The organism is Brevibacillus sp. MS2.2, assembly GCF_013284345.1.
Classification (GTDB): domain Bacteria; phylum Bacillota; class Bacilli; order Brevibacillales; family Brevibacillaceae; genus Brevibacillus; species Brevibacillus brevis_C.
Genome location: NZ_JABSUZ010000009.1, coordinates 79420 through 91529, shown reverse-complemented (window position 1 = coordinate 91529; position 12110 = coordinate 79420). Strand labels below are relative to the sequence as shown.

At 47.5% G+C, this 12110-nt stretch carries 13 protein-coding genes; 10 read left to right on the top strand and 3 right to left on the bottom strand.

Translation table 11 applies throughout. The features are described 5' to 3' along the window. The first annotated feature begins 1 nt into the window (after position 1). Together HP568_RS10680 and HP568_RS10675 are read left to right on the top strand one after the other, a co-directional pair. Positions 2–1423, top strand: coding sequence for a M20 family metallopeptidase (locus HP568_RS10680; RefSeq protein WP_048034469.1), 1422 nt, complete (start codon positions 2–4; stop codon positions 1421–1423). Positions 1424–1442: 19 nt separating this feature from the next. Continuing rightward, positions 1443–2426, top strand: coding sequence for a glutaminase (locus HP568_RS10675; protein WP_375154933.1), 984 nt, complete (start codon positions 1443–1445; stop codon positions 2424–2426). A gap of 51 nt (positions 2427–2477) precedes the next feature. Here the strand turns inward: HP568_RS10675 and HP568_RS10670 are convergent, their stop codons facing one another. Then, positions 2478–2810: a hypothetical protein gene (locus tag HP568_RS10670; RefSeq protein WP_173629058.1), complete on the bottom strand. Its 333-nt coding sequence runs from the start codon at positions 2808–2810 to the stop codon at positions 2478–2480. 124 nt (positions 2811–2934) lie between these two features. Here HP568_RS10670 and HP568_RS10665 point away from each other — a divergent pair, with 124 nt between their 5' ends. The 4 genes from HP568_RS10665 (at position 2935) to HP568_RS10650 (ending at position 6732) form a co-directional block, all read left to right on the top strand. Beyond that, positions 2935–3900, top strand: coding sequence for a PfkB family carbohydrate kinase (locus tag HP568_RS10665; protein ID WP_173629057.1), 966 nt, complete (start codon positions 2935–2937; stop codon positions 3898–3900). 12 nt (positions 3901–3912) lie between these two features. Continuing rightward, positions 3913–4806, top strand: coding sequence for an AEC family transporter (locus HP568_RS10660; RefSeq protein ID WP_048034465.1), 894 nt, complete (start codon positions 3913–3915; stop codon positions 4804–4806). A 29-nt stretch (positions 4807–4835) separates the two neighbouring features. Further along, entirely contained in the window at positions 4836–5612 is a 777-nt protein-coding gene (locus tag HP568_RS10655) for a GNAT family N-acetyltransferase (protein ID WP_173629056.1), read from the top strand. Between the two features lie 187 nt (positions 5613–5799). Continuing rightward, positions 5800–6732 (top strand): aldo/keto reductase, encoded by a 933-nt coding sequence (locus HP568_RS10650; RefSeq protein ID WP_173629055.1) that lies wholly within the window; start codon positions 5800–5802, stop codon positions 6730–6732. 141 nt (positions 6733–6873) lie between these two features. On the opposite strand, the gene HP568_RS10645 is transcribed toward HP568_RS10650, so the two are convergent. Both HP568_RS10645 and HP568_RS10640 read right to left on the bottom strand, forming a co-directional pair. Beyond that, positions 6874–7350, bottom strand: a complete 477-nt coding sequence (locus HP568_RS10645) for a hypothetical protein (protein ID WP_173629054.1) — start codon at positions 7348–7350, stop codon at positions 6874–6876. A 146-nt stretch (positions 7351–7496) separates the two neighbouring features. Continuing rightward, positions 7497–7949, bottom strand: coding sequence for a VOC family protein (locus HP568_RS10640; protein WP_015892926.1), 453 nt, complete (start codon positions 7947–7949; stop codon positions 7497–7499). A gap of 199 nt (positions 7950–8148) precedes the next feature. Between HP568_RS10640 and HP568_RS10635 the strand changes: the two genes are divergently transcribed. The 4 genes from HP568_RS10635 to HP568_RS10620 all read left to right on the top strand — a co-directional run bounded on the left by HP568_RS10635 (position 8149) and on the right by HP568_RS10620 (position 12104). After that, positions 8149–8424: a DUF2277 domain-containing protein gene (locus HP568_RS10635; protein ID WP_048034461.1), complete on the top strand. Its 276-nt coding sequence runs from the start codon at positions 8149–8151 to the stop codon at positions 8422–8424. A 241-nt stretch (positions 8425–8665) separates the two neighbouring features. Continuing rightward, on the top strand, positions 8666–8995 hold the full coding sequence (locus HP568_RS10630; RefSeq protein WP_173629053.1) for a cupin domain-containing protein: 330 nt from the start codon (positions 8666–8668) through the stop codon (positions 8993–8995). A gap of 196 nt (positions 8996–9191) precedes the next feature. Next, complete coding sequence (locus HP568_RS10625) at positions 9192–9884, top strand: FHA domain-containing protein (RefSeq protein ID WP_048034459.1); 693 nt, start codon at positions 9192–9194, stop codon at positions 9882–9884. 168 nt (positions 9885–10052) lie between these two features. Next, positions 10053–12104 carry a penicillin-binding transpeptidase domain-containing protein gene (locus HP568_RS10620; protein WP_173629052.1) on the top strand — a complete coding sequence of 684 codons (2052 nt, stop codon included), beginning with the start codon at positions 10053–10055 and terminating at the stop codon, positions 12102–12104. Positions 12105–12110: the final 6 nt, after the last annotated feature.

The window sequence follows — 12110 nt, the reverse complement described above, 5'->3', positions numbered from 1 at the left end:
AATGAACAGAATCGAAATCATTTCTGCTTTAATTGAACAAAAAAGAGACGCGTTTATTCGCGTTAGCGATAAAATTTGGGAAACACCAGAAATTTACTTCGAGGAGCATCGTTCTGCCGAGTATTTGTATCAAGCTTTGGCAGCAGAGGGCTTTGAAGTGGAGAAAGGAATCGCTGGACTGGGTACTGGTTTTGTTGCCAGCTTTGGAAGCGGCAAGCCTGTCGTAGCCATCCTGGGCGAGTATGATGCGCTGGCAGGTTTAAGCCAGAAAAAAGGCGCGATCAACCATGATCCGATTGTGACTGACGGACATGGCCATGGATGTGGACATAATCTCTTAGGTGCTGGAGCATTGGCAGCAGCGGTTGGCATCAAGGATTACATGGAGCAAACCGGTTTACAAGGTACTGTTCGTTACTATGGGTGCCCAGCAGAAGAAGCAGGCTCTGGAAAAGCGTATTTGGCAAGAGCCGGCGTATTTGCTGACGTAGATTTTGCACTCTCCTGGCACCCTGCGACAGCGCCAAGCATCATGAACATCAGCTCGCTCGCGAATTACTCTGTTCGTTTTCAATTTCACGGAAAAAGCGCGCATGCAGCCGCCGCTCCGCATTTGGGACGCAGTGCCCTGGATGCCGTGGAACTGATGAACGTAGGCGTGAACTACATGAGAGAGCATATGATTCCGGAAGCACGGGTTCACTACGCGATTACGAATACAGGCGGTATTTCGCCAAACGTCGTCCAGCCGTTTGCGGAGGTCGTGTACTTGATTCGCGCTCCGAAAAAGCAGCAAGTGAAGGAACTGTATGAAAGAGTCTACGACATCGCACGGGGAGCCGCCTTGATGACGGGAACCACCATGGAAGCGGTGTTTGAGGGGACAGCTTCTGATCTGGTGCCGAATACGGTATTAGCGAAGCTCATGCACAAAAATCTGGTTGAAGTCGGCGTGCCTACGTACGATGAAGCAGACCAGCAATATGCCAAACAAATTCAGGCAACGTTAACAGCAGAGGATATGAGAGCCTCGTTGTTTGGGTTGGATCGTGAAACAGCGAAGCAACTGAAGGACAAAGCGATTGCGGATGTGATCGGGCCACTGTCAACGCACGAGTTTACGCTTGCTGGGTCTACGGATGTGGGAGATGTGAGCTGGCAAGTTCCAACGATGCAATGCATGACGACATGCTGGGCACTGGGTACACCTTTCCATACGTGGCAGGTCGTCTCGCAAGGGGCCATGCCTATCGCACACAAGGGGATGCTGCAAGCAGGTAAAGTCATGGCTGCTACAGCGATCGAGGCGATGGAAAACCCTGCGTTGATCCAACAGGCAAAAGCCGAATTGCAGGAACGTTTGGAAGGAGAAGAATATTTCTCGCTCATTCCTGACGATGTTCAACCACCTCAGAAAGTGTAAATCGATGGTGAAAAGGAAGTTGGTTAGTCAAGTGGCGCAGCAAACAAGAACGATCGAAACAGACTGCTTGGAACAATGGATCGAGCAATATCGCGGGGAGTCCAGCAAAGGCAAATGCGCTGCTTATATCCCTGCTTTGAAAGAGGCTGACCCAACACAGCTAGGGATTTGTGTGATGGGGCCAGATGGACAAATCAGCAGGGCTGGCAACTATGATGCTCCTTTTACCCTGCAAAGCATTTCCAAAGTCATCAGCTTTCTCGCAGCATGTACGCACCACGGGATTGCGAATGTATTGGAGCAGGTGGATGTAGAGCCTACGGGAGACGCATTTGATTCCATGGTGCGGCTGGAAATGCACAAGCCGGGAAGGCCTTTTAATCCGATGATCAATGCAGGAGCGATTACGGTTTCTTCCTTGTTGCAGGGGAACGGAGTCCAGGAAAAGTTTCGCTCCTTTCAAGACATGGTCGAGCGCATGACAGGTCGCAAGCATCAGATCAACGAGGAAGTGTATCGCTCCGAGTGGCAAACGGCCAACCGCAATCGTTCTCTCGCCTACTATCTCGCAGCTACTGGTTTTTTGGCTTGTCCGGTAGAGGATGCTTTGGACGTGTACATCCGGCAATGCTCACTGGAGGTAACAGCAGAGGACATTGCGAAAATCGGCTTGATCCTGGCGCAAGATGGCTATGATCCGATACGCAAGGAACAGCTTTTCGGCAAAGAGCTGGCTCGCGTGACCAAAGCATTGATGGTCACATGCGGCATGTACAACGCTTCTGGCAATTTTGCCGCTTTTGTAGGTGTGCCAGCGAAAAGCGGTGTGTCAGGAGGCATTATGGCTGCCGTCCCTCCGCGTGGGCGTTCTGGGAAACTGCCTTTTGCTGGCGGCTGCGGAATCGGTGTGTATGGCCCTGCTATTGACCCGTATGGAAACAGCGTAGCAGGGGTAGCACTGCTCAAGCATATGGCAAGTGCGTGGGATTTGACGATCTATTAAAAAGAAATGGCTAGAGATCACAGAGCATGTCTGGATCTTTAGCCATTTCTTTTACTTGTGTAATTGATCTTTGATAAGTTGCTCTTCGTATTCTTCAGGATTCGAAATGCTGTTTTCAATAAAAAATTCAGCCTGGCTCTTTATGATGCTAATTTCTCTCTCTTCCTCTACCACTTTCATTCCATCTGGAGTAGTGAGGTGAGCAACTTCTGATAGATTTCCTTCCTTTTGAATCTGATCTAATCGTAAATCAACGAGCACTGTCATCAGAAGTTTATCTTTATAGAAGATTCTTGCTGTCACCTGTTTTTTCTCCAAATCAACCAAAGGATAATCAGTTCTGATTCCAACTGGTTCAAAAATGGTAAACCCAACACTTTTCATAGTGGATCACCTCGCTTCTTGATTTTACCAAATAGAAACAGCAACATACAGTTTCTGGCTTTCATTGGCAAAAAAAAGAACCTGTGACATACTGGAGCTATCACGTTCATCGGAGGAAATCAACATGGTAGATGTGGTTGCATGTGGCGAGTTATTGATTGATTTTACACCGTTACAGCAGAAGGAAAAGCCGGACAGCGCTGCATTTGAACAAAACCCTGGAGGAGCGCCTGCCAATGTACTTGCCGCTCTGTCGCGCTTTGGGAAACGGACTTCCTTTATCGGTGCGGTGGGAAACGATGTGTTTGGACGTTTTTTGCAACAGACCTTGATCAGACAGAATATTGGCACAGAAGGGCTCGTGCTCACGGAGGAAGCGCCTACGACATTGGCTTTTGTCCATCTTGATGAGACAGGCGATCGTTCTTTTCACTTTTACCGCAATCCGGGTGCAGACATGATGCTGCGGGAGCAAGACGTGAACGAGGCGCTGATTGCACAGGCAGCGATTTTTCATTTCGGTACGTTGTCCTTGACCCATGAGCCAGCCAGATCAGCAACCTGGAAAGCCGTCGAGTACGCCAAAAAGCATCAGCGGCTCCTTTCATTTGACCCGAATATTCGAGCGTCCTTATGGGAGGATCTGGAGGAAGCGAAGGGGATGGCTCTCAAAGGAATGGCGCAGGCTGATATCGTCAAGCTGTCCGAGGAAGAGCTGGCATTTCTCATGGGGAGCGAGGATGTCGTGGAAGCGACAGCGTGGATGCTTGCGCAATATGATCTGCAAGCCGTTTTTGTTACGTTGGGGGAAAAGGGGTGCTTTTACCGCACACGAAATCGTTTTGGTACAGTCGGTGGCTTTCCAGTAACCGCGATCGATACGACTGGAGCGGGAGACGCGTTTGTGGGAGCGCTGCTCTATCAGCTTCTTGAGGCGGGAGAAAGTATGCTGGATATCCCACAAGCCGCGTTAGAGGACATGGTTCGCTTTGCTAATGCCGCAGGTGCACTCACGACAACGAGATCAGGTGCTATTCCCGCCTTGCCTACGCTGTCTGAGGTCAAAAGCTTCATGGAAGCAGCACGGTAGGAGGGAAGAATCATGATATTTGTGGAAGTCATCCTGCCTGTCCTGCTCATTTTTTTTAGCGGCTATATTTTGCAGCGCATTTTCAAAATGGATTTGAAGCCGATCTCTTCCCTGGCGATTTACATCTTGTCGACGGCGCTCGTCTTTCGAACCTTTTACAAAACACAGCTCGACTTGCAATTATTTTATATCGTCGTGATTTCGCTACTTTTGCTGGCTGCTCTCGTTGTGATTACGCAGTTGACGGCACGATTGTTCAAATACGACAAGCAACAGGAAAGCGCACTGATGCTCGCGACCGCCTTCATGAACAGTGGCAACTACGGGACGCCGATTATTTTGTTCGCCTTCGGAGAGGCTGGCTTTACGTATGCGGTGCAAATCATGGTTTTCCACTCGATCATGATGGGCGTATTCGGCGTGTATTTTGCCTCCCGGGGCGGGAATGGGATGGGGACGGCCATCAGGGCGATCTTCAAGCAGCCGTCCAATTACGCTGTGGTTCTCGCGATTTTGCTGCAACAGCTTCAAGTCGTCATTCCGCAAAGCTACTATCAGGCGATTGATCTCGTCGCACAGGCGGCGATTCCAGTTGTGATGCTCATCCTGGGCATGCAGCTCGCCAATGTATCTACCAAAGCGCTAGAGTGGCAGGGACTCAGTGCTGCGAGTGTCATTCGGCTGGTGGCGTCACCACTTTTGGCGTACCTCATCTGTCTGCTATTCCCGATTGACCCACTTCTGCAAAAGGTGTTGGTCGTTCTGGCAGCCATGCCTTCTGCCGCAACCACTGCGATCTATGCGATCCAATTCAACATGCGACCACAATTCGTCTCCAGCAGCGTGCTGGTTACGACGGTTATCAGTATAGGCACATTAACGTTTTTGCTGAACATTTTGCACTAGTCCTGACGTAGACAAGGGAGGAAGAAAACATGAACAAGGCAGAGGTATTACGGCTTTTTGACAAGGAGATGAGGGTGGAAATCACCTATCCGCCACTCCGGCGGGAGGAGACAGAACACCTCGTTCGCCACGTCTCACCTACCTCGGATGATTCAGGGGTAGTTTTGTTTTCCAGGCTGTCTGAAGAAAATGCAGAGGAAGTTATCAAGCAGGAACTTGAATATTTCTCAAGTCTTCAGCAGTCCTTTGAGTGGAAGCTGTTTGATTATGACCAACCGGCTAATTTGCTTGAGAGGCTGAAAGGCCATGGTTTTACAGTTGATGAGGAGGAGGCGCTGCTTGTGTTGGAGGTGGCGCAGGCAGAGGAGTTGCGAAGCCTTGTCATTCCGACAGAGATACGGCAAATCACAGACTCGGCGGGCATTGATGATATCATGCAGTTGAAGGAGCAGCTATGGGGCAGTGCGAATGCGGAGCTTGCTGCGAGATTAAAACGGGATTTGGCGGAAGATCCTGAGCACCTGCTCGTGTACGCTGCATACAGTGGTGATCAGGCAGTGAGTGCAGCTTGGATGTACTTGCATGAGGATACGTCCTTTTGCAGTCTGTGGGGAGGCTCTACTTTGCCTGACTTCCGAAATAAAGGCTATTATACAGCTCTCGTGGCAGTGCGGGTACAAGCAGCACAGGAACGCGGGTATCCGCTGTTGATGGTGGATGCGAGTCCGATGAGTCGACCGATTTTGGAGAAAAAAGGCTTTGAATTCCTCGCCTATTCTTATCCTTGTTTTTATGAGTATAAATAGTATCCGCGGTAAAGGAAGCTGCCCGTTGTTGTGAGGGGCAGCTTTTGTAGTTGCAGAGATACGTATATGCAAAAAAACCATTTTGCACTTGAAGCTTACGTAACGTAATGAATTATGCTGTAAATACCGGTAAAAACCTCGCGCGAAAACGTACGCTAAGCTTAAAAATGAGAGGGAGTTGAAGAGAATGATGAAACAAACACGAATTGGTAAAACAGATTTAGTTGTCAATCCAATCGGACTAGGAACAAGCGCTGTAGGTGGCCACAATATTTATCCGAATTTAAATGAAGAAGTAGGGAAAGATTTGGTGCGGGCTGCGATCAACCATGGAGTGAACTTTTTAGATACAGCGTTTTTTTATGGAACAGGACGTTCAGAGGAGCTAATAGGTGATGTGATAAAAGAAGCAGGAAAGCGACATGAACTCATCCTTGCAACAAAAGGTGGCCTTACACTTGTCGGCAATGATGTTACCATGGATAATTCACCTGCTTATTTAAAACAAGCCGTTGAAGATAGTTTGAAAAGGCTACAAACAGATTACATAGATTTATTTTATATTCATGCTCCAGATCAGGATACACCAAAAGATGAGGCGGTTGGAGTCTTAAAACGGCTAAAGGACGAAGGTAAAATCAGAGGAATTGGCGTTTCTAACTTCTCACTGGAACAATTGAAAGAAGCAAATAAGGATGGGTATGTCGATGTATTACAGGGAAACTACAATTTGCTGCAGCGTGAAGCGGAACAAGAATTCTTTCCATATACGACAGAGAATAATATCTCGTTTATTCCATACTTTCCACTAGCATCAGGCTTGCTTGCCGGTAAATACAAGAAGGATATGACATTCAATGATCTACGCAAAGATATGCCGCACTTCCAGGGCGACAAATTCAAAAAAAATCTAGAAAAGGTAGAGCAGCTCCGGAAAATTGCAAATAAAAAGAATGCCGAAGTTGCCCATATAGTCCTTGCTTGGTATTTCACACATGATTCAATTGAGGTTGTCATTCCCGGAGCGCAAAGAGCAGAGCAAATGCTGGATAATTTAAAAACAGTAGACGTCCACCTGACAGAAGAAGAAATCAACGAAATTGATCGTATTTTTAAATAGGTCTCTGTGGCGAATCTTCGTACTACTGCCCTTTCGTATTAGGAGGTTAGTCAGTTGTTACTGGTTGACCTCCTTAGTTACACAACTTTACCGTTACTTGTGATACGGTTCACCGTACATGATCTTGAACGATCGACCCCGTTAGTTGAACGGTTTAGTTGAACTAATTAGTAGATTTTGTTGGTCTAATCGCTTTAATGCGTCATTGACTACTTCTTTTGAAAAGTTTTTCACAATTACCTGATTCTCTATTAAGAAAACATTATCGCCCATGCACCGCTCAATGTAATCCAACAATCCAGCCTTAGTGCAAAGGGAACACCATCTCTTTTCACCTTCACTAAAGGTGACTGTGACCTCAATATGTTCTAAAGATTCTTCACTTGAATCTTGAATCGTATCGTCAAATGCCCAGTTAACTAATACTGGTACGCTACTCCCGTCAGGTACGAAATAATACTTTCTAAACCATCTTGCTCGGTTATTGTCACCAACAACCCTTATCTGTTCTTTTACTTCGTCCTCAGCTAAAACTTCGTAATGCTTACCACGTGTCAGAGCGTCAAAATAAAGACCCACATCCTTGCAAATTACGATCGTTCTTTTGTTGTCTGCCACCTTCGTTCACACCACCTGTTTTCTAATGACAATAGTGCAATTACTTCCACATTCCTTGTTTCCGGGACCGAGGGTCGCCCAGACCCGGAGCGTGAACGCGGTATTTAGTAATGTATATTTCAGTTAAGTCTTCTTTTAAACGGCACTTATTTATTACCGAGCTGTTCCGCCAAACCGATTAGAAGTCCTTCAATTCCACGAATGTAGCAGAGCCGATACGAGTCCTGGTACTGAACCACTTCTCCGACGAGCTGAGCGCCATGCTTAGTGAGCCTGGATACCATTTCGTCAATGTCTGCAACGGTGAACATGACCCGCAGATAACCGAGGGCATTTACAGGAGCGGTTCGGTGATCCGATATAGTAGGTGGGGTGAGAAATCGCGAAAGTTCAAGTCGGCTGTGGCCATCTGGGGTAACCATCATAGCAATCTCTACACATTGTGAACCCAGCCCAGTTACGCGACCAGCCCATTCACCTTCGACAGTAGCGCGCCCTTCGAGCTTCAAGCCAATCTCCTCGAAGAAAGAGATGGCGTCATCAAGGGATTCTACAACGATACCAACATTGTCCATTCTTAGTAATTTGTTATTTGCCATTAGTTTTATCTCCTTATGTGTACAAATTTATTACCTGATCATCTTCATATTTATTCTATCAAGGATTACCAATTCCCCCCCCAAACGATTGACATTACGACCTCGTCAGTGAGATTTTTGAAGCACAATCAGCCCAACCTAGGATTCAGTGCTTACGTATAGTAGAATGATACAAAAAAGGGAACAGAAGGTGTAAGCGATGTGCCGAAACATCAAAACCTTGTTCAACTTCGACCCACCCGCGACAGAAGATGAGATTCAAGCAGCAGCCCTGCAATTCGTGCGAAAGCTCTCGGGCTTCAACACGCCTTCGAAGGCCAATGAAGAGGCTTTTCACCGCGCGGTCCAAGAAGTCTCCGTTGTTGCGAAAAATCTCTTGGATTCGCTGGTGACGAATGCAGAGCCACGCAATCGAGAAGTTGAAATCGAGCGTGCTCGCGCGAGAAACGCCAAACGGTTTGGCACGACAGAGTAGTGAGATGAGAAAGACATACAGTCTTTTTTAGGGGCAGTCTGTTAGGGTGACTGCCCATTTTTATTTTGCGAGAAATAAATGCGTGGTGTCAAAGATGGAAGATCGAGATTTTGTGCCCTCCCATTCTTAATCAGAAATTTCAGCATCTTATCATCTTCTTATGAGATGATTTATCATTTCGCTACTATGTCTCTCTCCTGCAAATTATATTATCGTAGAGTGCAAAGGGGAGAGGATCATCATGGAAAAGGTGAACGTCGCACAACATTTATCACACTTGCAAGATTCCTGGGGCTCTCTGATTGTCGGAGAGATGAATGATACGTCTATTAAGCTAGAGAAGCTGCAAGGTGAGTATCCTTGGCAACAAAATGACCAGAAAGATGAATTGCTGTTTGTCGTCAAAGGCAGACTGCTGCTGATGTACCACGAGCGTAATATATGGGTGGAAGCCGGAGAGTTTATCGTTGTGCCAAAGGGAGTTTCCTACAAGCTGTTTATCCCGAATGGCGATTGTCATCTACTGGCGATTGAACCGAAAAAATTCGCTGCTCTCAAGCGCTGCTCCTAAGACGATCAACATAGAAAATCGAGCGCTATTCGTTCGCGAATAGCGATGATATAGAGCTGTCAATCGACCGGTCACTTTCGTTGTCTGGACAATTGGCGGCTTTTTTGCTATTAATATATGTTCAAAAAAGTGTTGACTTATGCGTAATTTAATATGTAATAAATACTGATAGCTCCAACTCTTTTCGAGGTGATGAATGTTGGACGACGGCATATATGTATTGATTAAAAAAGGAGACCCCGAGCAGCTTCAGAAGCGTCAGTTTCTACATAAGGAAGAGTGTACGATTGGGAGACGGGGCAATCAATTACAACCTGACATTGCTTTTTCCAGTCCGTATATTTCCAGAAGGCATGCCGTGATACGGAAAATCAATAACCAATATACGATTTCTGATTTGCAAAGCAAGCATGGGACAGAAGTGAACGGAATGTCAATACAGCAAGCGCCGCATTTTCTTTATCACGGTGATCATATTACGCTGGCCAAAGGCGTCGTAGAGATGATCTTTTTCGCAGAGGGTAGCGAGATGGATGTGACGCGGGAGTTCTCATTCCCTTTGACGATTCCAAAAGAAACTACTTCCACGTCTGGATTGGTCATCAATCTGGAACGCAGAGAAATTCGTCTCGATGGCGCGAGAATCCATTTGACCGGAAAAGATATGGACTTGCTCATGCTTCTGTACCAACGTTCGAATCAGGCGGTCAGCTATGAGGAAATCATGGTACTCGTCTGGCCGGAACGGTTGCTGAATGCGGAGAGCAGCGTCCCGGATGTTGGACGAGCCGAGATCAACGCTCTCGTTTATCGCTTGCGAAAGCGGCTGGGCAGATATGGCGAGAACGTCACCACGATCCCGCGGTTCGGTTACATGTGGGAAGAATAGTAGCAGTACGGCGGACACAGGATGAATTTCCTGTGTTTTTTTGCATTTGATGTAACTATCTGACACTTATCATCGTCCTATGAGAATAGTCTCATCTAGTCATCATCTTTTTTCCATATATTATGGTATCCGACTGTAATATCGTGTGGTAGGGAAGGTGAATGACTAGTGAAAAAGACATGGATAGTATTTTGGACGGTTTTTTTCGTTGTTCTTTCAGGGTTTTTCTATCTTTTCTGGGACTTTTGGAAGGACAACACGCAGTCGGACGGCGAGAGGGCAAAGGCAGCATTCACTGCGTATACGACAAAGTGGGGAGAACAGAAATTCTCTGACATGTACGAGCAGCTTTCTTTACATACAAAAAAGACCATCAGCAAAGAAGAATTCGTTTCGCGTTACCAAAACATTTACGGCGGAATCGAGGCCAAAGCGATTGCGGTCGAGCCGATGTACAATGGCGACGTCATGCCAGGTGAGGATGGGCAGATCAACTTTCATTACCGGCTGACGATGGAAACTTTCATTGAACCGATTTCCTTTACGGGGAAAGCGACGCTTGTCAAAGAAACGCAGAATGACTTGGAGGACTGGTACATTCATTGGAATCCTTCTTTTATTTTTCCGGAAATGAAAGAAGGGGACAAAGTAAGAGCCAATACGGTGTATCCCAGACGAGGTGAGATCACGGATCGGGCAGGGCGTCCATTGGCAACAGAGCGTGTCGTGGTAGATATCGGGATAAATCCGGCAGAGTGGAGTCAGGCTTCGCAGGTCGGGAAAATGGAGGTCAGCAAGCTTTTGCAAATTCCATTGGATGACCTCACCGCGAAGGCCCAAGCTACGACAAGCAAGTCGGCCAAGTTTATCCGGATCGCCACGCTGCCGCAGGACGATGCACGCATCAAACAATTAGAAAAAACAGAAGGGCTCAAATTGCATAAAAAGAAAGTCCGTTACTATCCCTATCAGGACGCGACAGCCCATCTGGTTGGCTATGTAGGAGCGATTAATCAGGAAGAGTACGAGAAGCGAAAGGAGCAGGGCTATAAAACGTCTGATGTGATTGGCAAATCAGGACTGGAACAGATTTTTGAGGAACAGCTAAGAGGGAGTGCAGGTGGGCGTATCGTCATTACGGATGCAGATGGAACGGAAAAGAAGACCGTGGCGGAACGCTTCGCCAAGCATGGACAGCCACTGGCATTAACCATCGATGCAAAAGTACAGCAGACGATTTACCAGGAGCTGAAAAACGAAGCAGGCACGGCTGCGGCGATCTCACCAAAGACCGGGGAAATACTGGCTCTCGTCAATTCTCCGTCCTTTGATCCGAATGCGTTTGTGCTTGGGATGTCGGCTACAGAGTGGAAGCAAATGAATGAAAACCCGCAAAAGCCGCTTCTCAATCGATTCGCGCGCGGGTTTGCGCCGGGCTCTACCTTCAAGCCGATTACGGCAGCGATTGGACTTGAGTCAGGCGCCATTACCCCTGCGGATAGTATCCATGTCCGCGGACTGCATTGGCAAAAGGATGCGTCCTGGGGGGGATATGAGGTGACGCGGGTCAGCGATTACGGAGGACCTGTCAATTTGGAAAAAGCATTGGTGTACTCCGACAATATTTATTTTGCGAAAGCGGCACTCTCCATGGGGGAGGAGCAATTCGTGAAAAAGAGCGAGTTGTTTGGATTCCATGAAGCTCTCCCGATTCCATATCCACTGGACAAGTCGAAGCTGTATAACGACGGTTTCAAAAACGAGATTCAATTGGCAGACTCTGGTTACGGTCAGGGCGAGGTTACGATGACGCCGATTCATCTCGCGTTGGTGTACAGCGCTTTTGCAAATGACGGGAATATCGTTCATCCATCACTGTTGCAGGAAGACAAAAAAGGCGGGTACTGGAAGACGAATGTCATACCTGCTGATGTGGCGAGCACGGTGAAGCAGCATTTGATACAGGTCATGGAAGACCCGCGCGGCACGGGACGAGGAGCACGCGTGCCTGGTATTCGCATGGCGGGCAAGACTGGAACAGCGGAGCTGAAACAAAAAAAGGGCGAGCTCGGATTAGAAAACGGATGGTATGCCGTTTTTAATGTAGATGATCCGCGTTTGCTGGTTACCATGATGATCGAAGATGTCCGTGGTCGGGGTGGCAGTCATGTGCTCGATGCACGGATTAAACGGATTTTCACGAAGGTACTGAAAGAGTAGGGAGAG

Excerpts from the sequence above, each read along its gene's own strand:
- HP568_RS10670 (WP_173629058.1), bottom strand. The coding sequence starts at position 2,810 with ATGAAAAGTGTTGGGTTTACCATTTTTGAACCAGTTGGAATCAGAACT.
- HP568_RS10660 (WP_048034465.1), top strand. The coding sequence starts at position 3,913 with ATGATATTTGTGGAAGTCATCCTGCCTGTCCTGCTCATTTTTTTTAGC.
- HP568_RS10640 (WP_015892926.1), bottom strand. The coding sequence starts at position 7,949 with ATGGCAAATAACAAATTACTAAGAATGGACAATGTTGGTATCGTTGTA.
- HP568_RS10625 (WP_048034459.1), top strand. The coding sequence starts at position 9,192 with ATGTTGGACGACGGCATATATGTATTGATTAAAAAAGGAGACCCCGAG.
- HP568_RS10680 (WP_048034469.1), top strand. The coding sequence starts at position 2 with ATGAACAGAATCGAAATCATTTCTGCTTTAATTGAACAAAAAAGAGAC.
- HP568_RS10665 (WP_173629057.1), top strand. The coding sequence starts at position 2,935 with ATGGTAGATGTGGTTGCATGTGGCGAGTTATTGATTGATTTTACACCG.
- HP568_RS10635 (WP_048034461.1), top strand. The coding sequence starts at position 8,149 with ATGTGCCGAAACATCAAAACCTTGTTCAACTTCGACCCACCCGCGACA.
- HP568_RS10630 (WP_173629053.1), top strand. The coding sequence starts at position 8,666 with ATGGAAAAGGTGAACGTCGCACAACATTTATCACACTTGCAAGATTCC.
- HP568_RS10655 (WP_173629056.1), top strand. The coding sequence starts at position 4,836 with ATGAACAAGGCAGAGGTATTACGGCTTTTTGACAAGGAGATGAGGGTG.
- HP568_RS10650 (WP_173629055.1), top strand. The coding sequence starts at position 5,800 with ATGATGAAACAAACACGAATTGGTAAAACAGATTTAGTTGTCAATCCA.